Genomic DNA, 21,698 nt, shown 5'->3' on the forward strand with positions numbered 1-21,698 from the left:
CGCCGGAATGATTTACTGCATCGTTGCAGCGTGAGAGGATACTTCGCTGCGCTCAGCATGACAGGAGCCGTACCTTCGTGCTTCTTATGAAGCTACCGAATTTCAAGGACCTCATCCTATTCGAAAACGACGACTACCTCGTCGTGAATAAACCGCCCTTCCTGGCCACACTCGACGAGCGGGTGGGCGGCGCGCCTAACCTGCTGCGCCTAGCCCGGCAGGACTACGACGACATCCAGGCTGCCCACCGCCTCGACCGCGAAACCAGCGGCGCGCTGGCCTTCGCCAAAAATCCGGCCGCCTACCGCCACCTCGCTATGCAGTTTGAAAACCGCGAGGTGAACAAGCAGTATCATGCCGTAGTGTGGGGCACGCCGCAGCTGGACAAGGTGTTGGTGGAGCGCAATATTGAGAACACCACGCGGGGCAAAGCCCGGCTGGCCTATAAGGGTAAAGAGGCCGAAACGGTGTTTACGACCCTCGAAACCTACGCCCGCCACGCCCTCATTCTGGCCGAGCCCATCACCGGCCGGATGCACCAGATTCGCCTGCACCTGATGTATTTGCAGGCGCCCATCGTGGGTGATGTGACGTATGGCGGCGAGGATTTTTACCTTTCTTCCTTAAAAAAGAAGTTTAACATGAAGGAAGGCGAGGAGGAACAGCCCTTCATTAAGCGCTTCGCGCTGCACGCGGCGCGGCTGCAATTCACGGGGCTGGATGGCGAACAAATCGTGGTGGAAGCACCATATCCGAAGGATTTCCGGGTGCTGGTGGATGTGCTTCGGCAGAATCATTAAGCCCTCGAGTCGATGCAGGACGTTTGGAAACGCTTTGAAAACTGGCTGCAAGCCAATGCACCGCAGTTGCTGGAAGATTTGAATCCGCCTGCGTCGGAAGACGAGTTGCAGCAACTAACGACACTTATTGGAACTGAGTTACCGGCTGATTTTCCAGCCTTCTACCGCATTCACAACGGACAGAAAGGCAAGTTGGGCGGCCTGATTGATGCCGAAGAACTGCTATCGGTTTCGCGGATGATTGATGAATGGACCATCTGGAACGACCTGCTGAAAGGCGGCGATTTCGACGGCACTATTTCCCAGCCTGCGCCGAGCGTGCGCGCCGATTGGTGGAACCCGCGCTGGCTGCCGCTAACCTATGATGGCGCGGGCAACCATTGCTGCCTCGATTTGGACCCGGCTGAGGGTGGCAATTATGGGCAGGTGATTCGCATGTGGCACGACGATGCCGAGCGGACCTTGCTCACCGACTCCTTTGCGGAGTGGATGGAACAGTACGTGGCGGGGCTGGAATCGGGCGCGTACGTCTTCAGCGAAGACTACGACGGCCTCATCTCGAAGGACGATTTGTAGGGGCGGGCGGCGCAACTAGCCGCTTTACAGGCATAAATTCCCGGCCGGACTTGGTAATGTGGCGAGAATTCGGTACCTTTGTGTCCGTTTTTCCCGAAGCCGTACTGGTTTCGGGTTTATTGTCAATTGCTTAGTCAATCTTTTTCCATACACTCATGGACCACCTGAGCTTCAAGACGACCCACGTCAACAAGGCCAACGCCCAGAAAAACTGGGTTATCGTAGATGCCAGCGTAGCCCCGCTCGGCCGCGTGTGCAGCCAAATTGCCAACTTCCTGCGTGGCAAGCACAAGCCCTCCTTCACCCCTAACTCGGACTGCGGCGACAACGTTATCGTTATCAACGCTGACAAGCTGCGCGTGACGGGCAAGAAAATGACCGAGAAAGTGTACATCACCCACTCGGGCTACCCCGGCGGCCAGAAACGCCGCACCGTGCGCGAGCAGATGAACCGTGACTCGCGTCGCGTTATCGAGCACGCCGTGAAAGGCATGCTGCAGGACAACCGCCTGGGCGCCGCCCAGTACCGCAACCTGTATGTGTACGCCGGTGCCGAGCATCCGCACGAAGCGCAGCAGCCGAAAGCTATCGAGCTGACCAACCTCTAAGATTTCATCCGGCGTCGGCTTAACCTCCGCGCTATTTTTCAATTCATTCACCAAATGGCAATTACCAACACCTCTGGTAGAAGAAAAACCTCGGTGGCCCGCATCTACATGCAGGCCGGGCAAGGGAATATCACTATCAATGACCGGGACATGAAATCGTACTTCAGCAACGAATTGCTGGAGAACGTCGTGAACCAACCCCTCGCAATCCTCGAGCAAGTCGGCCAGTACGACATCAAGGTGAACGTGAAGGGCGGCGGCATTTCGGCCCAGGCCGAGGCTATCCGTCTGGCAATCACCAAGGCGCTTGTGAGCGACAACGAAGAAGTTCGCCCGGCCCTGAAGAAAGAAGGTTTCCTGACCCGCGACCCCCGCATGGTGGAGCGCAAGAAATTCGGCAAGCGCAAAGCTCGTCGTTCGTTCCAATTCTCGAAACGCTAATCCAGGAGGACTTTCATCATGGCTCAGACTACTTATAAGGACCTGCTCGACGCAGGTGCCCACTTTGGTCACCTCACCCGCAAGTGGGACCCCAAAATGGCGCCGTACATCTTCATGGAGAAGAACGGCATCCACATTATTGACCTGAACAAGACGCTGGTATCGCTGGAATATGCGGCCAACGCCATTCGTAACATTGCCAAGAGCGGCCGCAAGGTGATGTTCGTGGCGACGAAAAAACAGGCTCAGGAAATCGTAACGACGGAGGCCCTGCGCCTCAAAATGCCGTACGTGACCGACCGTTGGCTGGGTGGTATGCTCACCAACTTCGCCACCGTGCGCAAGTCGCTGAAGAAAATGGCCACCATCGACAAGATGGTGAAAGAAAACACCGCTTACGCGGCTCTGGCAAAACGCGAGAAGCTGATGATGAGCCGCGAGCGTGAGAAGCTTGACCGTGTACTCGGCGGTATCGCCGACCTCGGCCGCCTGCCCGCCGCGCTGTTTGTGGTGGACGTGAAGCGCGAGCACATCGCCGTGAAAGAAGCTCAGAAACTGGGCATTCCGGTGTTCGCTATCGTGGACACGAACTCGAACCCCGAGCTGGTGCAGTTCCCGATTCCGGCCAACGACGATGCCTCGAAGTCGATTCAGCTGATTATCAACGTTATTGGCAAGGCTATCGAAGATGGCCTGTCGGAGCGCAAGGTGGACAAAGAGGACGCCGACCGCAAAGAGGCTGACGAAGCCGCCATTGCCGAAAAAACGACTGCTGACGAGGAATAAGCCCTTGTAGCTCTTTGAGAAAAGGGGAACCTTCGAGTAGCAGTTGGCTCCGGGGGTTCCTCTTTTTTATTGCGGCCGTGAGGCCGCCAACTCCCCTCCTGCTAAGGAGGGGATGTTGCGCTGAAAGCGCAACGGGGGTGGTTAGGCCTCCAGCGCCGATAGGACGAAGCAGTAATTTCCCGAAAGCCCTGCCGACGACCAACCACCCCAGCCGGGCCTGCGGCCTGGCGTCCCCTCCTTGAAAAGGAGGGGAGCTTGATGTTCTTAAACCCAACCCTCCCAATAACTTACTCTAATGGCCGCAATTACCGCCGCAGACGTAAACAAGCTCCGCACCATGACTGGCGCGGGCATGATGGATTGCAAAAAAGCACTGACCGAAGCCGATGGCGACTTCGAAGCTGCGCGTGACATTCTGCGCAAGCAGGGTCAGAAAATCGCCGACAAGCGTGCTGAAAACGAAACTTCGGAAGGCTTCGTGGCCGTGGCCGTGAGCGAAGACGGCAGCAACGGCAAATTGGTGGCCCTGGCCTGCGAAACGGAATCGGTAGCCAAAGTGGCTAACTTCCGCGAGCTGGTGCAGCGCATTCTGGATGCCGCCGTGCGCACCAACGCTACCACCAAAGAAGAGCTGGTGGCTGTGAAAGAGGAAGATGGCCTGACCATTCAGGAGCACATCACGGACCTGATGGGCAAAATCGGCGAGAAACTCGACCTGACTTACGTGACCTTGTCGGCTGAGAAGGTGGCTTCGTACATCCACTCGGACAGCAAAAAAGGTGTGCTCGTGGGCCTGAAAAACGTAGGCGGTGCCGACATCGCGGCCGTGGGCCGCGACGTGGCTATGCAAATCGTAGCCATGAAGCCCGTAGCCGTTGACAAAGATGGTGTGGACTCGGCTGTAGTGGAGCGCGAAATCGAAATCGGCAAAGAGCAGGCGCGTGCCGAAGGCAAGCCCGAGGCGATGCTGGAGAAAATCGCCCAAGGCAAACTCAACAAGTTCTACAAAGACAACACGTTGCTGAACCAGGAGTTTGTGAAAGACGGCTCGCTGACCATTGCCCAGCTGCTCGACAAAACGTCGAAAGGCATGACGGTAACGGACTTCAAGCGCGTGGCTATCGGCGCGTAAGTGCTGCTTATTGCTAAACAAAGAAGCCCCGCTGGTGTAATATCAGCGGGGCTTCTTTATTCATCCAGCGGAACTGGTTTTGTTATCAATTCCAGCACAATATCTGGCATATCTTCGTCTATCACCAGCCCGTCGATATAGATGCTGGTTTCATCAGGGCGCATTAGCTGCCACTTTTTGAGCACTTCTTCTGCGTCTTCACCGGCGCTCATAAACATGTGCGTCCAAGGCGGGGGACAATATTGATTCCACATGCTGGTTAATGCGCCCAACGCGTCAAACAGGTCTTTACTACGCTCAAAAATTAGCTTACGTAGCGCTTCATTTTCGGCCTTTAGCTTAGCTGTCATTGCCTCATCATTCATGATGCAAGCTAATCAATCATTGCGCTCCCGCCACATCCGTACCCGCAGTTGCGCATTGCGGCGCACGTTAATGTAGAACAGGCCGTAGTCGGTGAGGTGGAAGGAGTGGCGGAACTCTGGCTTACCGGGCAGGAAGAAGCGCATGAAGGACGGGCGGCCGGGCGGCGTTATCCAAAGTAAGCCGTTGTGAATCTGCGCGTCGGTGAGGTGGGGACGGACTTTATTAAAGGGGATGCCGACGCTGCCGCGATTGAGCGAGGCGGGGGCATAGAACGTATCGAGCTGCCAGGTGAGGGGATTGGTGACGAGGCCGTGGGCGTAGGGGGCGTATTCGTGGCCTTTAGAGACGGAGTTCCAGCTGACGAAGCAGCCGGTGGCCAGGGAGTCGGGACAGGGACGGATGGTGGTGAATTCCTGGGCTTTGGTGGGGAAACCGACGAGGTAGGCGGCTACTAGCTGGCGGCGGAGCTTTGGGTCGTTTTCGAAGAACTCGTGGAGCAGGCGGGTGGCGTGGACGGTGCCCTGGCTGTGCCCGGCCAGGATGATGGGGCGGCCGTGGTTGTAGTGCTTGAGGTAGTACTCGAAGGCGCGCTTTACGTCGGCGTAGGCGAAGGCAATGGCTTTGTCGCCTTCCTTATCTTCCTCATCGAAAAAGGAATAGAGCGTGGCCTGCCGGTAGCGCGGGGCGTAGATGCGGGCGGCGCCATTGAACACGGTGGATTGGTGACGGATGGTGCTGCGCTCGACGGCGTGCGTGAAGGGCGCGTTCCAGGTTTTGCGGCGGATGTAGGTGGTGCGGTGCAGGAAGAACACGTCGGCGTCGGCGGTGGCTTGCTGGTCGCGCAGGTGCGACTCTTCGGGCACGAGGTCGGCCCAGTCGCAGACGTTGGGCAGGGCGGCCCAGCTGTCGAGCTTGGCGTAGTCGGGGGCCGCGGGGGGCTGGTAGTGCGCGAACTCGTGGCGGGGGGCTAGGATTTTGATGCTGCACGAGGAGAGCAGCAGCGTGAGGAGCAGGTAGGGAATTTTCACCGTAGAGGACGCAGAGGTTTTCGCAGAAGACGCAGATAACTACGCGGGCTAGGTTGTTAGGGTACGGGGCTGGCTGTTTTCGTCGTAGAGCAGGCTCATCGGCTGGGTGATGTCCTCGCGCACCTTAGCTAGGGGGATATTCCAGCGTTGCCACATTTCGCTCAGGGCCTGGGTGTAGGCGAAGTTGTCCCAGGGGTTGAAAATGACGTTGGAAACGTCGTCGAGCAGAGCGTCGAAGACGAGTTTGTCGTCGCCGGGCTTGGGGTAGCGGGGGTAGATGTCGGGCACGATAGCCAGCAGGTGGGCGGCGTAGTATACGCGGGCTTTGAACTCGGCCACCTGGGCAGGGTGCAGGGGGCGCTGGGCGTCGGCATACACCTGACGCATGGCTTGGCCGATGAGGCCAATGTCACCAAGGGTGGAAATGAGGACAGCGGAACCGAGCTTTATACTGAAGACGAGGGTGTTCAGGTCGTCGTCGTACTCGAAGGGAATCGTATCCTCGGCGGGGTCTACTTCGAGCACGAAGATGGAGCCGGGCACGAAATCGGCGTATTCGACGGGGACGCGCAGGCCTTGCAGGAGCGGAAAAAACGCCTGGAATTTTCGGAGCAGGGCGGCGTTTTCGGCCAGCGGATATTGGGGTTTTACCAGCGGGTCTTGTTCCTTAAACAGTTCGGTGATGAATATGCCGTAGAACATTTTACTCAGCCAGAGGAAGAGCTTATCGTTGCCGAGGGCGCGGAGGGCGCCGGGACCGGCGAGGGCGGCGGCTTGCACTTCTTTTTCCAGCGCTTCGATACGGGGGTGGAGCTCTGGAACGAGCGGTAGCCGCAAGTCCTGATAAGTGGTGATGCTGCGGTCGAGCAGCAGTATTTCGCGCTCAGCGAGCTGGTAGCTGGCTTGCAGCCACTCGGCGAAAACTGGGATGGTGGCGGTGGTGGGCTGGCCGCTAAGGAAGCAGATATTGGGGCCGAAACGCAGGTTCTCGAAGGGGTCGTAGGGGGTGAGGTCGGCGGCGGAGTAATGGGGCATGAAGAAAGCGCGAACGTTGGAGGGCGCGTCCCGGCAAACAGCCAATCAACACCATAGGTTGGGCTAAGAGTGCAGGGGACGCGAACTACAAAGTTCGCGCTACTTATCGTTTTAGCGGGCGCAGCTTAGCGCGACAGCGAGTTGGCGGCTTTGATGAGCAGCTTGCTGAGGTTGGCGAGGGGGGCCGAGTAGGCGCCATCGGCCTCGTCGGCCACTTTAGCGGTTTCGGCGCCGAGGGAGGCCAGGATTTCGGCTACGTCGTGGGGGTTGGCATTCTTGTCGGCTAGGGCCTCGTGCAGCAGGCGCAGCTCCTGAGTAATTTTGGCCAGCCCGGGGCGGTCGGAAGACGCCAGCACGGTTTCCCAGCGCTCGATTTCGACATGGGGGTGGTCGCCTTTCTGGGGCGGCAGGCCGTGGCTGAGCAGGGCAAGCGTTTCGTCAAGCAGGGCCGAAGTTTGCTGGTCGCTCACAGTGAGCGGCACTTCCGGCGTGATGACGTTATGGGGCGTGGTGGCGGTGGAATCCATGAGAAAAGCAGGGGAAGGGAGTATTGTTCGGCTATACTGTGGACACGGGAAAAGGTTGGTCGGGACGACCTCCGGCAGTAGCATTTAAATTGACAACCTGAACAATGCAAAAAGCCGAACAGGTGAACGGGTTACTTTTCAGCAGCAGCGGAAATAAAGACGCATATTTTCACCCTCAATTTCTAACTCCCATGAAAATGTCCGTTAAATCCCTGCTGGCGGCCATAGCCGTAGCCTTCGCCGCCACTGCCTGCGAGCATAGCACCACCGAAACTACCACCACCAGCGACGGCACCACGACCACCACGGTAACTACCGATTCGACCGTAACTCCTTCGACGGAAGCCGCCGAGGCCAACGCCGAAGCTGCCGGCGACCGCATCGAAGGCAAAATGGAAGCCGCTGGCGCAAAAATCGATGCCGCCGCCGCCGAGGCCAAAGCTGACATTAAGGAAGAGGCCGCCAAAGCCGATGCCAAGCTGGAAGCCGCCAGCGCCGAAGCTAAAGCTAAGGCGCAGGCCGCTGGTGCTAAACTTGACGCCCTAGGCGACGCCGCCGCCAAATCGGCCAAGCAGACCAAGGAAAATATCAAAGAAGCTGCTAACAAGTAGTTTCGATGCAGCAATTGAAAGCCCGCTCGTGCAGACGAGCGGGCTTTTTCTTTTGTATCCCGGCTGATATGCGCAGGCATTTTTTCAGACCGGCCACATGGCCCTGTAAGTCGTGGCGGGCTGAATTACAAACAAGCCTACCAGCAACCTATCAACCGTTAAAGGCCGCCTGCTCAGGTGAAGCGGAAAACGAGCCGGGCCTATTATCAACCCAAAAGCCCCGCCAGAAAATCCGGACGGGGCCTTAGGTGTAGTACTGTCAACGTGTAAACGGGCGGGGCCTACTTAATCATGTCCACTTCGGCCTTAATCATGGCGTTGTAGCGCTGGCCGCTGCCGTTAGCCAGGGTCAGCAGGTTCCAGCCCTTGCCGATGGTGTAGCTCCAGGTGCGGCTTTCCTTAAACTCGAAGGTCGGGCGCATAATCTGGCCGTAGGGCGTATAGTTGTCCATGAAATTGGTGCTGTAGAACTTGTCGCCACCCACAATCCATTCCATCGCCACAAAGAATCCTTCGGTGGGCGCGGGAATGTTGTACGACGTCAGGTCGATAGTGTACCACTCACCGCCGCGCGAAGCCGACACCACTACGTTTTCCGTCAGCAAGTCGGTGTTGGGCGAGTTGTAGTTGCCGTCGGCTTTGTATATGCGGACGCGGAAGGGCTCGCGGGGGAAGCCGTTTTCGCCGATGAAGAACGACACCGTGCGCACGTTGCCGAGCTTTTTCTGCTTGTCGTTTTTGATAAAGAAGGCATACTGGCTGCCGGGTAGGCCTTGAATCATGCCCTCGCCGGGGTTGTTCGACTTGGCGCCGAGGCCCAGGTTTTTCACCTTGCCGCCCTGCACCTTCACCTCGCTCAACTCCACCACGCGCTTTTTCAGCTCAATGATGAGGTCTTCGGTGGCGCCACGCTTGATGAGAACGGCCGTGCGCTCGTAGCCCAGGGTCATCACAATCAGCGAGTCGGTGTTGGTTTTTTCAAGGCCGGCCAACTGGAAAAAGCCGTATTCGTTAGTGAGGGCACCGGTGCCCTCCTCGCGCAGGCCGATGGAGGCAAACGGCACGGGGTCCTTGGATTTACCGTCGATAATACGGCCCGTGATGCGGTTTTCCTGCGCCCAGCTCATAGCCGGAAGCAGTAGCAGCACCCAGAAGGCGAGAAAAGGTAAGCGTTTCATCATTGCTTAAAGTAGCATAATGGGGGATGGCTGGCAAATTTACAAAGTTCGGGCCACTCTAGCGCCATTATTTTTGAAGATAAGGCCTTAAAAAACCGTTAGTAGACCCAGGCCGCAAAACCAATGGCTGGTTTAACTGAAAACCATCCTATTGCAATAAACCTAGTGGCATGGGTTAAAAATACGAAAGCCAGCCCGGAATCCGAACTGGCTCCCGAAACGGGGCGGCACGGCGCCTGGTATGCGTGGCGGCCGGCTGATTATTTGTAAGCGTCTACTTCGGCCTTAATCATGGCGTTGTAGCGGGCGTTGCCGTTGGCCAGGGTGATGAGGCTCCAGCCGCGGCCGATGGTGTAGTTCCAGGTGCGGCTTTCCTTGAACTCGAAGGTTGGACGCAGGATTTGACCGTAGGGCGTGTAGTTGTCCATGAAGTTGGTTGTGTAGAACTTATCGCCGCTCACAATCCACTCCATGGCCACGTAAAAGCCCTCGGTGGGGGCGGGCAGGTTGTACTGCGTCAGGTCGACCGTGAACCACTCGCCGCCACGCGTGGCCGACACTACCACGTTGTCGAGCAGCATGTCGGTGTTGGGCGAGTTGTAATTGCCGTCGGCTTTGTAGAGGCGGATGCGGAAGGGCTCGCGGGGGAAGCCGTTCTCACCGATGAAGAACGACACCGAGCGAATGAAACCCAGCTTCTTGCCCTTCTCGTTTTTCATGAGGGCGGCGTACTGGCTGCCGGGCATGCCCTGAATCATGCCGTCGCCGGGGGTGTTGGAGCGCGAGCCCATGCCCATCGGGCGCACTTTGCTGGCCTCGATGGTCACGTTGTCGAGCTTGATGCTCTGGCGCGGCAGCTCAATGATGAGGTCCTCCATCTTGCCACGCTTCACGAGCAGAGCGGTGCGGCGGAAGCCCAGCGCCATCACGATGATGGAGTCGTCGACGCTACGCTGGGGCATGGCCAGTTGGAAATAACCGTACTCGTTGGTGAGGGCGCCGGTGCCTTCCTCGCGCAGGGCAATGGAGGCAAAACCGATGGGCGACTTGGATTCAGCATCGACCACGCGGCCGGTGATGCGGGTTTCCTGGGCCCAGCTCAGCGTTGGATATAATGAAGTTAGTAGTAGGAAAAGAAATAGACGTTTGAGCACGGCAGATATGCTTTAGAAAGTGGGATTTTCGACAAATTTACAAGTTTTTAGGAAAATTTCCGCCACCACGGCTAAGCCGGTGAAGGCAGGCGCCTTACCCCGGCGAATAGCAATAAAATAAGAATGTGCATGTGTAGCCGCTTGTGCGCAGTCGGGATTTTCGTTAGCTCTGCCATTACTTTCGTGGATGAGGCTGCGCGTAAACGCAGTAACTTTCGGCCCGAATGCCCTGATTTGGCACTTTAAGAAGGTATGAGATTTTTTACTTGGGCGGGGTTGGTGGCGGTGGCGTTGGGTATTACGACATCGACAGCCTGGGCGCAAAGCCCCAGGCCCGGGCCGCTGGGTGGCCTGTGGAAAGGTCAATTACCGCTGCTGGGCGGCAAGCTCGACATGACTATTAGCATCGTGCCGCTGGCGGGCGGCACCTACTTCGCGGCCCTCGACGTGCCGGCCCAGCGCGTGGCCCGCATGGCCATAGAGCTAACGCTAAAAGAGGACTCGGTCATCATGTGGATGCCGCAGGCCGAGAGCCGCTACCGCGCCCGCCTCGACACCGTGCGCAAGGAGCTAAGCGGCACCTGGACGCAGCCCGGCGTGAACGCGCCCGTGGTGCTGACGCACTCGCCTATGCCCGTGGCCGAGCCCGGCAACGCCCGCCTCACGCCGCCCTACCGCGAGGAAGATGTGGTGTTTACCAACCCGGCCAGCCGCCTCAAGCTGGCCGGGCAGCTGACCATTCCGGCCGGGCCGGGCCCTTTCCCGGCCGTGGTGCTGCTGAGCGACATGGGCCCGCAGGACCGCGACGGCAGCGTGGGCGACTACCGCCTGCTAGGCTCGCTGGGCGACTATCTCACCCGCCGCGGCATTGCGGTACTGCGCTTCGACGACCGGGGCGTAGGAGAGTCGGAGGGCAATAACGCCACTACTACCATCGCGGCCCGCGTGACCGATGCCCAGGCGGCGCTGAACTTCCTGCGCACCCGGCTGGAGGTAAAAATCAACCAGATTGGCATCATCGGCCACGGGGAGGGCGCTAATGTGGCGCTGCTGGCGGCGGGCCAGACGCTGCCGCCGGCCTTCGTGGTGTCATTGGCGGGCTACGGCCTGCCGGGGCAGCAAACGCTGCTCCAGCAGCAGGTGGACCGCCTCAAGGCCCAGACCACGCCCAAGCTCGACCCGCTGAAAATTCAGGAAGCCTACGAGCGGCAGCGCACCATGTACGACATCATCCGGCAAACCAGTCCGCAGCAGGCCCAGGCCATCGTAGCCAATATGTTGCGCCAGGACAGCGGCGAGCTCGACGCCCCCGCCGCGCAGAAAAAAGCGGCCGAGCTACTCACGCCCTGGCAGCGCCATTTCCTGGCTTTCGACCCCATTGCCAGCCTCGACCAAGTGAAGTGCCCGGTGCTGCTCCTCGGCGGCACCAACGACCAGGAAGCCCCCGCCGACCTGCACCTCACGGCCCTCGAAAAGGAGCTCAAGAGCTTCAACCACGGCGCCACCAGCAAGCGCCTGCCGGGCGTGAACCACCTCATGCAGCCCCCCCAAACGGAGTGGACGATGTTGAATGGGCAGATGCGGCCCGTATTTTCGCCGGTGGCGCTGGAGGCTATTCGGGAGTGGATTGTGGGGCTGTACGCAAAGAAGTAGAACGACAAACTCCCCTCTTTTCCAAGGAGGAGATGTTGCGCTGAATGCGCAACGGGGGTGGTTAGGCCTCCCGCGCCGTCAGGGATTTACTGGGTTCGTTCAGCGTCGTTCTGACGGCGCGACCGGGCGAACCAACCCCGTTTTACCTGCGGTAAAACATCCCCTCCTTTCCAAGGAGGGGAGTTTGTCGTTCTACTTAATCATGTCTACCTCCGCCTTAATCATGGCGTTGTACCGCAGTCCCTGCGCGTTGGCGGCGGTAATGAGACTCCAGCCACGGCCGATGGTGTAGTTCCAGGTGCGGCTTTCCTTGAACTCGAAGGTCGGACGCATTATCTGGCCGTAGGGCGTATAGTTGTCCATGAAGTTGGTGGCGAAAAACTTGTCGCCGCTTACTACCCACTCCATGGCTACGAAAAAGCCTTCGGACGGGGCCACGATGTTGTAGGGCGTGAGGTCGACGGTGTACCACTGGCCGCCCTGGGGGGCCGACACGACCACGTTTTCGGTGAGCAGGTCGGTGTTGGGAGCGTTGTAGTTACCGTCGGCCTTGTAGATGCGGACGCGGAAGGGCTCGCGCGGAAAGCCGTGCTCGCCGATGAAGAACGACACCGTGCGGACGTTGCCAAGGCGCTTGTTTTTGTCGTTTTTCACGAAGAAGGCGTACTGGCTGCCGGGCTGGCCCTGAATCATGCCGTCGCCGGGGTCTTTGGCTTTGGCGCCGAGGCCCAGGTTTTTCACTTTGCCGGCCTGCACCGTCACGCCGCCCAACTCGATGGCGCGCTTGGGCACTTCAATAATGAGGTTATCTACGGCCACGCCGCGCTTGACGAGCAGAGCTTTACGGTAATAACCCAAGGCTACCACCATCAAGGTGTCCTGCGCATTTTTGGTAGGGGCAGGCACGATGAAAACCCCGTGCTCATTGCTGAGGGCGCCAATTTGCTCATCCTTCAAGCCGACGGACGTGAAAGGGAGCGGTTCTTTGGTATCCTTATCCACGATGGTGCCCTTGATTTGGGCCGTTTGAGCGTGGCTTATGGTCGATAGCGATACTAAGAAAAATACTACAAAAAGTACGCGTTTGAACATAGAATAGGCGGTAGAACAAACGAAATTACAAAATCGGGCCGGAAAGTTATTGGAAATAATTGGTTGATGCAACCATCGTAGATAGCAGCGTGGCCGAATAAACACAATGATGACCTCCGGCGGTTCGGCCGGGCGCAGATTAGGCGCGGAACCGGGCTGTGGCGTATCTTTGTTTGTAGCGTTTCTAAATAAAACCCCCTTCATGCCTTCGGCTCTATCTCGTCGCCCCTTGTCCGTTTCGGCCCCGGCCGCAACTTCGCAGCGCTCGGCCAAGGATTTGCAGCTGGGCGAGACGGGCACCATCTGCTGCCTGCAGGACCCCGAAATGGCGCTGAAACTGCTGGAAATGGGCTGTGTGCCCGGCGTGCGGGTGCGCCTGAGCGGCCGGGCCCCGTTTGGCGACCCGCTGATGCTGGTGCTGGGCGACGAGGAATACACGCTGTCGCTGCGCAAGAGCGAGGCGGCCACCATTTTGTTGAAGGACTAAACGCGGCGCATGGCGGTGACTGTCAGCCCCTCGCGGCCCCACGATACTATTACCGGCACTCCCGAAACCGGGAGCCAGCTCACGCGTATCGCCCTGATTGGCAACCCCAACAGCGGCAAAACCTCGCTGTTTAACCAGCTCACGGGGCTCAATCAGAAGGTGGGCAACTTCCCCGGCGTGACTGTGGACCGCAAGTCGGGCTTCGCGCAGCTGAGCAGCACGCGGCGGGCCGAGATTGTGGATTTACCGGGCACTTACTCGCTCTATCCCAAGAGTTTGGATGAGAAGGTAATTACCGACCTGCTCTACGACCGGGGCTCGGCGGGCTACCCCGATTTTGTGGTGGTGACGGTGGACGCCAGCAACCTGCGGCGCAGCTTGTTGCTATTCAGCCAGCTGGCCGATTTGGAACTACCCGCCATTCTGGCCCTGAACATGACCGACGTGGCCGAGCGTCACGGCATCAGCATTGATATTCAGGCGCTGGAGCAAGAGCTGGGCGTGCCCATCGTGCCGATGAATGCCCGCAAGGGCATCGGGGTGGCAGCGCTCAAGATTGTGATGGCCGAGCGGCTGGCCACGCACCCGGTGCGCTTCTGGGAGCCGAATGACGAGCTGCTGCCGCTTGTGCGGCAGATTCGCTACTACTTCAACCTGCACAACGACTACCTGGCGCTGCACTACGCCCAGCAGTACCGCAGCATCAGCTTCCTGAGCGTCGATGACAGGCAGCACATTGCGGAGTTGGTGGCGCAGTCCGGGTTCGACGCCACGGCCTGGCAGGCGGCCGAAACCATTGCCCGCTACCAGCGCATCAACGAGGTGCTGCTGGAGGCCGTGACGGTGACGCGCACCGAAAAGCGCGAGCCCATCAGCAACCGCATCGACAAGGTGCTGACGCACCGGGTAGGCGGCTACGCTATTTTCCTGGGCATTCTGTTTTTGCTGTTTCAGACCATTTTTGCCTGGGCGCAGTACCCGATGGATTTGATTGACCAGGGCATTTCGGCGCTGAGTGAACTCATTCAAAGCAGCTTCGCGGGGCCGCTGGTGCGGCTGCTCACGGAGGGCGTGCTGGCGGGCCTGGGCGGGGTGCTGATATTCATTCCGCAGATTGCGCTGCTGTTTGCCTTTCTGGCGGTGCTGGAGGAAACGGGCTACATGGCCCGCGTCACCTTTTTGATGGACAAGCTGATGCGGCCCTTCGGACTGAGCGGCAAGAGCGTGGTGCCGCTGATTTCGGGGCTGGCCTGCGCGGTGCCGGCCATCATGGGGGCGCGCACCATCGAAAGCTGGAAGGACCGGATGATAACCATCTTCGTGACCCCGCTGATGTCGTGCTCGGCGCGCATCCCGGTGTACACGGTGCTGGTGGCGCTGGTGGTGCCCGACCGGGCGGTGTGGGGCTTTCTGAATTTGCGCGGCGTGGCCCTGATGGGGCTGTATCTGCTGGGCGTGGTGGCGGCGCTGGGCTCGGCCTGGGTGCTGAAAACCTTGCTCAAGGCCCGCGAGCGCAGCTACTTCATCATGGAGTTCCCGGTGTATAAGTGGCCGCGCTGGAAGAACGTGGGCATCACCATCTGGCAGAAGGTGAGTGCGTTTGTGTGGCAGGCGGGCAAGGTGATTGTGGCTATTTCCATCCTGCTGTGGGTGCTGGCCAGCTATGGCCCGGGCCAGCGGCAGGATGCGGCCGAGGCGCGGGTGCGGGCGGCAGCTCCGGCCGTTGCCACAGCGGTGCCCGATACTACTGCCAGCCAAGAGCTGGAGCGCCGCGTGGCCTCGGTGCGCCTCGAAAACTCCTATGCCGGGCTGTTCGGGCGCGGCATCGAGCCGGTGATTCGGCCGCTGGGCTTCGACTGGAAAATCGGCATTGCCTTGCTTACCTCGTTTGCGGCGCGGGAAGTGTTTGTAGGCACCATCTCAACCATTTACAGCGTAGGGCAGGATGCCGACCTGGGCACGGTGCAGGAAAAATTACGGGCCGAGAAGGACGCTGACGGCCAGCTGTTTTTCACGCCGGCGCGGGCGTTTTCGCTGCTGGTATTCTACGTGTTTGCCATGCAGTGCATGAGCACTCTGGCCGTGACGTACCGCGAAACCAAGAGTTGGAAGTGGCCGCTGGGGCAACTGGTATACATGACCGGGCTGGCGTATGTAGCGGCGCTGGTGGTATTCCAGGTGTTGAAGTAGGGGCGGGACTTAAATTTCAACGTTCATATCGGAACAGCCTGTCCGTAAATGGACAGTTTGCAGGCCGCTGGCGCCATCCGCCAGCGGCCTTTTTATCTACATAACAGCACCTTACTGATTTGGCACACCACTTGGCTTAGCGGTTAGGAAACCCCTACCCGCCCGCCCAAAAATGGACAGAGCCCTCGCCCCCGCCATCAACACCCGCCGCAAGCGCCGCCGCTGGCTGCTGGGACTAGGCTTGCTGCTAGGATTGGTGGCCGTAGTGCTAGCGGCTCGCGCGCTCCTAAAGCCGACCATCAGCCGCGAGGAATTGCTGACGGCCAGCGTGGAAACCGGCGACGTGGAAGCGGCCCTGACCGCCGCCGGCACCGTCATTCCCGGGCGCGAAGCCGTCATTACCAGCCCCATTCAGAGCACCATCCGGCGGGTGGCGCTGGCGGTGGGCACGCGGGTGCAGCCAGGGCAGACCATCGTGGAGCTGGACAAGGACCAGGCGGCCTTGTCGCTGGCGAAGCTGGATGATGAGCAGCTGCGCAATCAGAACAAGAACTCGCAGCTGCAGCTTACGCTGGAAGGCAGCCTCAATGATTTGCGCTCGCAGGAGCAGGTGCAGCGGGTGAAGGTGAGCAGCTTGCAGTCGGCCCTGCGCGACGAGCAGCAGTTGCTGAAAATCGGGGGCGGCACGCCGGAGGCGGTGCGGCAGGCCGAGCTGAACCTGGCTGTGGCAAAGCTGGAAGCTGAGCGGCTGGTGCGCCAGATTCGGACGCAGCAGAAGTCGAACGCGGCCGACGTGCGCGAATTGGGCTACACCGTGTCGATGCAGCAGCGCAGCATTAAGGAGCTGGCCGACAAGCTACAGCAGGCCGACATCAGCAGCCAGCAGCCGGGCGTGCTGACCTGGGTGAACGACAACCTGGGCAGCACCGTGCAGGCCGGCGACCCCCTGGCCCGCGTGGCCGACCTGAGCAGCTACCGCGTGCGCGCCACTATCTCCGACGCCTACGCCGACCAGCTGCACGAGGGCGACCCAGTGGTGCTGCGCGCCAACGGCACCGACCTGCGCGGCTCCATCAGCAGCATCAGCCCGGCCGTGGACAAGGGCGTGGTGACCTTCTATGCCCAGCTCGATGACAACCACAACGCGGCGCTACGGGCCAACCTGCGGGCCGACGTGTTTGTGATTACCAAGTCGCACCGCAATACGCTACGGGTGAAGAACGGGCCCTTCTACCACGGCGGGCAGGAGCAGGCGGTGTTTGTGCTGAAGGATGAAAAGCTAACGCGCCGCACGGTGCGCTTGGGCGACAGCAACTTCGACTACGTGCAGGTGGTGAGCGGGCTGCGCGCCGGGGAGGAAGTGGTGGTGTCGGACATGAAGGACCACGAGGATACGCCGGAGCTGCGGGTGAAGGAATAGTCGCCCTCCCCAGCGGACCTCACCCCCCGGCCCCCTCTCCAAAAGAGAGGGGGAGCCTGACGATTACCTACAATTTTTAGTGATTAGCAAGCAATGTTTTCTTTATCTGATTTCTGTAAAAAGGTAGTAGGCTTCACCACAAAACCGTCAGGCTCCCCCTCTCTTTTGGAGAGGGGGCCGGGGGGTGAGGTCCGCCGGGGAGGACGACTCGCATTAGCCTTCCTGCTTCTTCCCTTACTAAGCCTCGCCCAGCTCACCCTGCCCGCCGCCATCAGCCAGGCGCTGGAGCACTCGGCCATCGGCCAGCAGGCCGCCACCGACCGCGACATCAGCTACTGGAGCTGGCGGGGCTACCAGGCCAACTACCGCCCGCAGCTGGGCCTGAGCGGCACTATTCCCAACTTCAGCCGGGTGATTACGCCGGTGGTGCAGCCCGATGGCACGACTGATTTCCGGGCCGTGCGGATTAACAACTCAGTGCTGGGGCTGACCCTGAGCCAGAACATCGGGCCGACGGGCGGGCAGATTATCGTGGGCTCGGAAGTGCAGCGGTTTGACGACTTCAACGGCAACACCAAGCGCTATAATAACCAGCCGTTTACCCTGGGGTTGGTGCAGCCCATCGGGCGCTTCAATACCCTGCGCTGGAACCGGCGCATCGAGCCGCTGCGCTACCAGGAAAGCCAGCGGCTGTACGTGGAGCAGCGGGAAACCATTGCCCAGCGCGTCACGGAATTGTACTTCGACGTGCTGCTGCAGCAGGTGAGCGCCGAGGTGGCCGGCCAGAACGTGACGGCCACCAGCGAGCTGCTGCGGGTGGGCCGCGAGCGGTTTGCGCTGGGCCGGCTGTCGCAGGCCGATTTGCTGCTGCTGGAGCTGAACGTACTCAATGCCCAACAGGCGCAGACCCAAGCCCGGCTCGACGCCGAGAATGCTACTGTGAACCTGCAGGCCTACACCGGCTTGTTTGAAAACGGCAAGCCCACGCTGGACGTGCCCGACGATGCGCCCCGCCCGGCCGTGCTGCCCGCCGTGGCCCTGGAGCAGGCCCGCCAGAACCGCAGCACCACGCTCACCTTCCGCCGCCGCCTGCTGGAGGCCGAGCGCGACGTGGCCCTGGCCCGGGGCAGCACCGGCTTCCTGGCCACCCTTACGGCCAACACGGGCTACGTGAACCAGGCCCCCAACCTGGGCGCTACCTACCTCAACCTCCAGAACCAGCAGCAGGTGGCGCTGGGCTTTTCGGTGCCGCTGGTGGACTGGGGCCGGCGCAAATCCATCGTGAAAACCGCCCAGCTGGCCCGCGACCAAGAGCAGCACAACGTAACCCAAGAAGAGCGCAGCTTCGAGCAAACCGTGCTGACGCAGGCGGCCCAGCTGGCGGCGCTGGCCGAACAGCTGCAGCTGGCCAGCCGCGCCGACTCGCTGGCCCGGCAGCGCTACGTCATCGCTGAGGCGGTGTACCGGGCGGGCCGCCTGAGCCTCACCGACCTCACTATTGCGCAGTCGGGCAAGGATTTGGCGCGGCGCGGCTACATCGCGGCGCTGCGGGCCTGCTGGGTGGCACACTACCGCCTGCGGGCCCTGACGCTGTACGACTTTGAGCGGGGGCAGTTGATTACGGCGGTGCCGTGATGACGCAGGCCGGCTATCCGCGGGGCTCCGGGCCGCAACGCCCGCGCCGTTCGGGAATGGTCAACTGTCCGCTAATGAACATATTTCCCCGAGCCGGCCATCCGCCAATACACCTCAACTACCTGAAAGCAAATACGCTGCTTAATTGGCACGCCTCTTGGCTTACCGAATGGCATCTGCTTCTGCTACCGTTCACAACCGGACATTTCCGCTCACTTTTGCTCACCTCGCCGACTCATGGATACCCTCGCCCCTGCTCCCGCCCCCGCTACGGCCCCGGCCCGCACCCTGCAGCCGATGCTGCGGCTCATTGATATCGAGAAAGTATACCAGACCAAGACCATCGAGACGGTGGCCCTGAACCGGGTGAACCTGACCATCGGCAAGGGCGAGTTTGTGTCCATCATGGGGCCCAGCGGCTGCGGCAAGTCGACCTTGCTCAGCCTCATCGGGCTGCTCGACGAGCCGACCAGCGGCACCATCGAGCTCAATGGCCGGGCCGTGCGCTCGTACTCGGACAAGGAAGTGGCGGCGCTGCGCAATTCCAAGATTGGCTTCGTGTTTCAGAGCTACCACCTTATCAACGACCTGTCGGTGCTCGACAACGTGGAGCTGCCCTTGCTGTACCGGCCCGGCGTGAGCGGCAAGGAGCGGCGCCAGCGGGCGCTGGATGCTCTCGACAAAGTGGGCCTGAGCGCTCGCACGGCCCACTTCCCGGGTCAATTGTCGGGCGGGCAGCGGCAGCGGGTGGCTATTGCGCGGGCCCTGGTGGGCCAGCCCGAGCTGATACTGGCCGACGAGCCCACCGGCAACCTCGACTCGGTGATGGGCGAGGAAATAATGGACCTGCTGCTGGAACTCAACCGCCGTGATGGCGTGACCATTGTGATGGTAACCCACGACGAGCAACAGGCGCTGAAGACCGAGCGGCTGGTGCGCTTCTTCGACGGCAGTCAGGTAAGCTGATTTTAACCAACGCAGAGCATTAGAATGGTGGGAGGGCTGGCCAGGGGCAAAGTGAATGGTGGGAAACAATGCCGCTCAGAATTGCTCACACTTGCCGCCCATCATTCGCCGCGCTGGCACTTAACTATCTTTTCTGCAACACGCTATGAAAACATCCACCCAATTTCCCACCGAAACCGCCCTCGTCGCTGCCTGCTGCCTCGGCAACCCGCGCGCCCAGCGCCAGCTCTACGACCAGCTGGCCCCGCGCATGCTGGCCCTGTGCCTGCGCTACCTGCCCCAGCGGGCCGATGCCGAGGAAGCCTTGCTGAAAGGCTTCGGCAAGGTGTTTCGCTCGCTGCCGCAGTACCGGCACGAAGGGCCGCTGGCCGGCTGGGTGCGCCGCATCATGGTGAATACGGCCCTGGCCAGCCTGCGCCGCCAGCCGCCCCGCCTGCTGGAAATCGACAACTGCCACCGCGAGCTGGCCCCGGTGGCCGCCCAGGCCGAAACCTCGCTGGCCGCCGCCGACCTGCTGCGCCTGGTGCAGGGCCTGCCCACCGGCTACCGCACTGTTTTTAATCTATTTGCCATCGAGGGCTACTCGCACCCCGAGATTGCCGAGCGGCTGGGCATTTCGGAGGGCACCAGCAAGAGCCAGCTCAGCAAGGCGCGCGCAATGCTGCAACGCCAGCTAACCCCTCCTACCCTCGCCCCCTCCTACCCTCATACCCTATTGGCCCATGCTGCTTAGCTACATCAAGATTGCCTGGAAGGTGCTCATGCGCCGCAAGTTCTTCACGGCCATCAACCTGTTCGGAATCAGCTTTACGCTGATGATTCTGCTGGTGGTGATGGCCCTGTTCGACCACGCGCTGGGGCCCAACAACCCCGAGCGCCGCACCGACCGGCTGCTGTACGTGCAAACCATCCGGCAGCAGATGCAGGACGGCCTGGGCTGGATGAACATGCCCGCCAGCCCGCACTTCGTGAACCACTTTGTGCGCACGTTGAAAACGCCGGAGCAGGTGGGGATGATTTCGAATATCAATAACGCCACGGCTTTTACCAATAAAGGCCTGCTGGCGCTGGATGTGCGCTACGCCGACGGCGAGTTTTGGCAGATGATGGATTTCGAGTTTCTGAGCGGACGGGCCTTCACGCCGGCCGAGGTGAAGCAGAGCCAGCCGCTGTGCGTGATAAATGAGGCTACGGCCCGCCAGTACTTCGGCCGCCTCGACGTGGTGGGCCAGACCCTGGAGCTCGACCTGCACCGCTACCGCGTGGCGGGCGTGGTGCGCAACGTGTCGGCCGCCCGCATCATGACCTATTCCGACGTGTGGCTGCCCTATACCCTCGACCCGGGCCTGCTGCGCGACAGCCGCCTCGAAGGCCCTTACCTTACCATCATTCTGGCCCCCTCGGCGGCGGCGGTGCCCGCCGTGCGCCGCGAGTTCGACCAATTGGTGCGCCGCATCCCGATTCCGAAGCCTAAGGACGTGAAGGCCATCTACGCCTTCGCCGATACGCCGCTCATCAGCCTGACGCGCGCCATTCACTTCGACGTGAACGCCACCCGCCTCGAAGACGACAACCTCGGCACGTTCTACGCGGTGGTCATCACATTGGGCCTGCTCTTTATGCTGCTGCCGGCCCTGAACCTGGTAAACCTAAACGTGACGCGCATCCTGGAGCGCTCGGGCGAGATTGGCGTACGCAAGGCCTTCGGGGCCACGGGTAGTAACCTGGTGAGCCAGTTCCTGGTTGAGAACGTGGTGCTGGTGCTGGTGGGCGGGCTGCTGGGCCTGGCCCTGGCCGCCGGGGCGCTGGCCCTGCTCAACGAGTCGGAAGTGCTGGCCCACGCCCACTTCAGCCTAAGCTGGCGGGTGTTTGGCTGGGGGCTGCTGCTCACGCTGCTCTTTGGGCTGATGAGTGGCGTGTACCCGGCCTGGAAGATGTCGCGCCTGAACCCGGTGGCGGCGCTGCGGGGCTCGGGCGAGCAAAAATGACAGGAATTATAAGTTATGAATTTTG

The 21,698-nt window shown here is 60.5% G+C and carries 22 protein-coding genes; 15 read left to right on the forward strand and 7 right to left on the reverse strand.

The window, feature by feature from the left end:
* The first annotated feature begins 86 nt into the window (after positions 1-86).
* From Q5H93_RS08045 to tsf, 6 genes are all read left to right on the forward strand, one after another.
* Complete coding sequence (locus tag Q5H93_RS08045) at positions 87-800, forward strand: RluA family pseudouridine synthase (RefSeq protein WP_305005996.1); 714 nt, start codon at positions 87-89, stop codon at positions 798-800.
* Between the two features lie 12 nt (positions 801-812).
* Positions 813-1,376 (forward strand): SMI1/KNR4 family protein, encoded by a 564-nt coding sequence (locus Q5H93_RS08050; RefSeq protein ID WP_305005997.1) that lies wholly within the window; start codon positions 813-815, stop codon positions 1,374-1,376.
* Between the two features lie 155 nt (positions 1,377-1,531).
* Positions 1,532-1,984 carry a 50S ribosomal protein L13 gene (gene rplM, locus Q5H93_RS08055; RefSeq protein WP_305005998.1) on the forward strand — a complete coding sequence of 151 codons (453 nt, stop codon included), beginning with the start codon at positions 1,532-1,534 and terminating at the stop codon, positions 1,982-1,984.
* Positions 1,985-2,038: 54 nt separating this feature from the next.
* Positions 2,039-2,425 carry a 30S ribosomal protein S9 gene (rpsI, locus tag Q5H93_RS08060; protein WP_305005999.1) on the forward strand — a complete coding sequence of 129 codons (387 nt, stop codon included), beginning with the start codon at positions 2,039-2,041 and terminating at the stop codon, positions 2,423-2,425.
* A gap of 18 nt (positions 2,426-2,443) precedes the next feature.
* Positions 2,444-3,211, forward strand: coding sequence for a 30S ribosomal protein S2 (gene rpsB / locus Q5H93_RS08065; RefSeq protein ID WP_305006000.1), 768 nt, complete (start codon positions 2,444-2,446; stop codon positions 3,209-3,211).
* Positions 3,212-3,506: 295 nt separating this feature from the next.
* Complete coding sequence (tsf, locus tag Q5H93_RS08070; RefSeq protein ID WP_305006001.1) at positions 3,507-4,343, forward strand: translation elongation factor Ts; 837 nt, start codon at positions 3,507-3,509, stop codon at positions 4,341-4,343.
* Positions 4,344-4,399: 56 nt separating this feature from the next.
* On the opposite strand, the gene Q5H93_RS08075 is transcribed toward tsf, so the two are convergent.
* From Q5H93_RS08075 to Q5H93_RS08090, 4 genes are all read right to left on the reverse strand, one after another.
* Complete coding sequence (locus Q5H93_RS08075; protein ID WP_305006002.1) at positions 4,400-4,708, reverse strand: hypothetical protein; 309 nt, start codon at positions 4,706-4,708, stop codon at positions 4,400-4,402.
* Between the two features lie 12 nt (positions 4,709-4,720).
* Positions 4,721-5,737: a DUF3089 domain-containing protein gene (locus tag Q5H93_RS08080; protein WP_305006003.1), complete on the reverse strand. Its 1,017-nt coding sequence runs from the start codon at positions 5,735-5,737 to the stop codon at positions 4,721-4,723.
* A gap of 48 nt (positions 5,738-5,785) precedes the next feature.
* Positions 5,786-6,772, reverse strand: coding sequence for a hypothetical protein (locus tag Q5H93_RS08085; protein ID WP_305006004.1), 987 nt, complete (start codon positions 6,770-6,772; stop codon positions 5,786-5,788).
* A 125-nt stretch (positions 6,773-6,897) separates the two neighbouring features.
* Positions 6,898-7,299, reverse strand: a complete 402-nt coding sequence (locus Q5H93_RS08090; protein ID WP_305006005.1) for a hypothetical protein — start codon at positions 7,297-7,299, stop codon at positions 6,898-6,900.
* Between the two features lie 197 nt (positions 7,300-7,496).
* On the opposite strand from Q5H93_RS08090, the gene Q5H93_RS08095 reads away from it, so the two are divergent.
* Positions 7,497-7,910, forward strand: coding sequence for a hypothetical protein (locus Q5H93_RS08095; protein ID WP_305006006.1), 414 nt, complete (start codon positions 7,497-7,499; stop codon positions 7,908-7,910).
* Between the two features lie 281 nt (positions 7,911-8,191).
* On the opposite strand, the gene Q5H93_RS08100 is transcribed toward Q5H93_RS08095, so the two are convergent.
* Together Q5H93_RS08100 and Q5H93_RS08105 are read right to left on the reverse strand one after the other, a co-directional pair.
* On the reverse strand, positions 8,192-9,091 hold the full coding sequence (locus Q5H93_RS08100; protein WP_305006007.1) for a carboxypeptidase-like regulatory domain-containing protein: 900 nt from the start codon (positions 9,089-9,091) through the stop codon (positions 8,192-8,194).
* Positions 9,092-9,348: 257 nt separating this feature from the next.
* Positions 9,349-10,242 carry a carboxypeptidase-like regulatory domain-containing protein gene (locus tag Q5H93_RS08105; protein ID WP_305006008.1) on the reverse strand — a complete coding sequence of 298 codons (894 nt, stop codon included), beginning with the start codon at positions 10,240-10,242 and terminating at the stop codon, positions 9,349-9,351.
* A 252-nt stretch (positions 10,243-10,494) separates the two neighbouring features.
* Between Q5H93_RS08105 and Q5H93_RS08110 the strand changes: the two genes are divergently transcribed.
* On the forward strand, positions 10,495-11,895 hold the full coding sequence (locus Q5H93_RS08110; RefSeq protein ID WP_305006009.1) for an alpha/beta hydrolase family protein: 1,401 nt from the start codon (positions 10,495-10,497) through the stop codon (positions 11,893-11,895).
* Positions 11,896-12,087: 192 nt separating this feature from the next.
* Here Q5H93_RS08110 and Q5H93_RS08115 read toward each other — a convergent pair whose 3' ends face one another.
* Positions 12,088-12,987: a carboxypeptidase-like regulatory domain-containing protein gene (locus Q5H93_RS08115; RefSeq protein WP_305006010.1), complete on the reverse strand. Its 900-nt coding sequence runs from the start codon at positions 12,985-12,987 to the stop codon at positions 12,088-12,090.
* A 229-nt stretch (positions 12,988-13,216) separates the two neighbouring features.
* On the opposite strand from Q5H93_RS08115, the gene Q5H93_RS08120 reads away from it, so the two are divergent.
* From Q5H93_RS08120 to Q5H93_RS08150, 7 genes are all read left to right on the forward strand, one after another.
* A complete protein-coding gene (locus Q5H93_RS08120; RefSeq protein ID WP_305006011.1) occupies positions 13,217-13,474 on the forward strand; it encodes a FeoA family protein in 258 nt (85 codons plus the stop codon).
* A gap of 9 nt (positions 13,475-13,483) precedes the next feature.
* Positions 13,484-15,664 carry a ferrous iron transport protein B gene (feoB, locus tag Q5H93_RS08125; RefSeq protein ID WP_305006012.1) on the forward strand — a complete coding sequence of 727 codons (2,181 nt, stop codon included), beginning with the start codon at positions 13,484-13,486 and terminating at the stop codon, positions 15,662-15,664.
* Between the two features lie 172 nt (positions 15,665-15,836).
* A complete protein-coding gene (locus Q5H93_RS08130; protein WP_305006013.1) occupies positions 15,837-17,084 on the forward strand; it encodes an efflux RND transporter periplasmic adaptor subunit in 1,248 nt (415 codons plus the stop codon).
* A 165-nt stretch (positions 17,085-17,249) separates the two neighbouring features.
* Positions 17,250-18,719: a TolC family protein gene (locus tag Q5H93_RS08135; RefSeq protein WP_305006014.1), complete on the forward strand. Its 1,470-nt coding sequence runs from the start codon at positions 17,250-17,252 to the stop codon at positions 18,717-18,719.
* 297 nt (positions 18,720-19,016) lie between these two features.
* Entirely contained in the window at positions 19,017-19,685 is a 669-nt protein-coding gene (locus Q5H93_RS08140) for an ABC transporter ATP-binding protein (RefSeq protein WP_305006034.1), read from the forward strand.
* A gap of 145 nt (positions 19,686-19,830) precedes the next feature.
* Entirely contained in the window at positions 19,831-20,418 is a 588-nt protein-coding gene (locus tag Q5H93_RS08145; protein WP_305006015.1) for an RNA polymerase sigma factor, read from the forward strand.
* Positions 20,408-21,673, forward strand: a complete 1,266-nt coding sequence (locus Q5H93_RS08150; RefSeq protein ID WP_305006016.1) for an ABC transporter permease — start codon at positions 20,408-20,410, stop codon at positions 21,671-21,673. Before Q5H93_RS08145 ends, Q5H93_RS08150 begins: the two co-directional genes overlap by 11 nt.
* The last annotated feature ends 25 nt before the right edge of the window (positions 21,674-21,698 follow it).

This window comes from Hymenobacter aranciens (assembly GCF_030580865.1).
Taxonomy (GTDB): domain Bacteria; phylum Bacteroidota; class Bacteroidia; order Cytophagales; family Hymenobacteraceae; genus Hymenobacter; species Hymenobacter aranciens.

What these genes read in the sequence shown, in the direction of transcription:
- Q5H93_RS08045 (WP_305005996.1), top strand. Translation starts at nt 87, where the DNA reads ATGAAGCTACCGAATTTCAAGGACCTCATCCTATTCGAAAACGACGAC.
- Q5H93_RS08050 (WP_305005997.1), top strand. Translation starts at nt 813, where the DNA reads ATGCAGGACGTTTGGAAACGCTTTGAAAACTGGCTGCAAGCCAATGCA.
- rplM (WP_305005998.1), top strand. Translation starts at nt 1,532, where the DNA reads ATGGACCACCTGAGCTTCAAGACGACCCACGTCAACAAGGCCAACGCC.
- rpsI (WP_305005999.1), top strand. Translation starts at nt 2,039, where the DNA reads ATGGCAATTACCAACACCTCTGGTAGAAGAAAAACCTCGGTGGCCCGC.
- rpsB (WP_305006000.1), top strand. Translation starts at nt 2,444, where the DNA reads ATGGCTCAGACTACTTATAAGGACCTGCTCGACGCAGGTGCCCACTTT.
- tsf (WP_305006001.1), top strand. Translation starts at nt 3,507, where the DNA reads ATGGCCGCAATTACCGCCGCAGACGTAAACAAGCTCCGCACCATGACT.
- Q5H93_RS08075 (WP_305006002.1), bottom strand. Translation starts at nt 4,708, where the DNA reads ATGAATGATGAGGCAATGACAGCTAAGCTAAAGGCCGAAAATGAAGCG.
- Q5H93_RS08085 (WP_305006004.1), bottom strand. Translation starts at nt 6,772, where the DNA reads ATGCCCCATTACTCCGCCGCCGACCTCACCCCCTACGACCCCTTCGAG.
- Q5H93_RS08090 (WP_305006005.1), bottom strand. Translation starts at nt 7,299, where the DNA reads ATGGATTCCACCGCCACCACGCCCCATAACGTCATCACGCCGGAAGTG.
- Q5H93_RS08095 (WP_305006006.1), top strand. Translation starts at nt 7,497, where the DNA reads ATGTCCGTTAAATCCCTGCTGGCGGCCATAGCCGTAGCCTTCGCCGCC.
- Q5H93_RS08100 (WP_305006007.1), bottom strand. Translation starts at nt 9,091, where the DNA reads ATGATGAAACGCTTACCTTTTCTCGCCTTCTGGGTGCTGCTACTGCTT.
- Q5H93_RS08110 (WP_305006009.1), top strand. Translation starts at nt 10,495, where the DNA reads ATGAGATTTTTTACTTGGGCGGGGTTGGTGGCGGTGGCGTTGGGTATT.
- Q5H93_RS08115 (WP_305006010.1), bottom strand. Translation starts at nt 12,987, where the DNA reads ATGTTCAAACGCGTACTTTTTGTAGTATTTTTCTTAGTATCGCTATCG.
- feoB (WP_305006012.1), top strand. Translation starts at nt 13,484, where the DNA reads ATGGCGGTGACTGTCAGCCCCTCGCGGCCCCACGATACTATTACCGGC.
- Q5H93_RS08130 (WP_305006013.1), top strand. Translation starts at nt 15,837, where the DNA reads ATGGACAGAGCCCTCGCCCCCGCCATCAACACCCGCCGCAAGCGCCGC.
- Q5H93_RS08140 (WP_305006034.1), top strand. Translation starts at nt 19,017, where the DNA reads ATGCTGCGGCTCATTGATATCGAGAAAGTATACCAGACCAAGACCATC.
- Q5H93_RS08145 (WP_305006015.1), top strand. Translation starts at nt 19,831, where the DNA reads ATGAAAACATCCACCCAATTTCCCACCGAAACCGCCCTCGTCGCTGCC.
- Q5H93_RS08150 (WP_305006016.1), top strand. Translation starts at nt 20,408, where the DNA reads ATGCTGCTTAGCTACATCAAGATTGCCTGGAAGGTGCTCATGCGCCGC.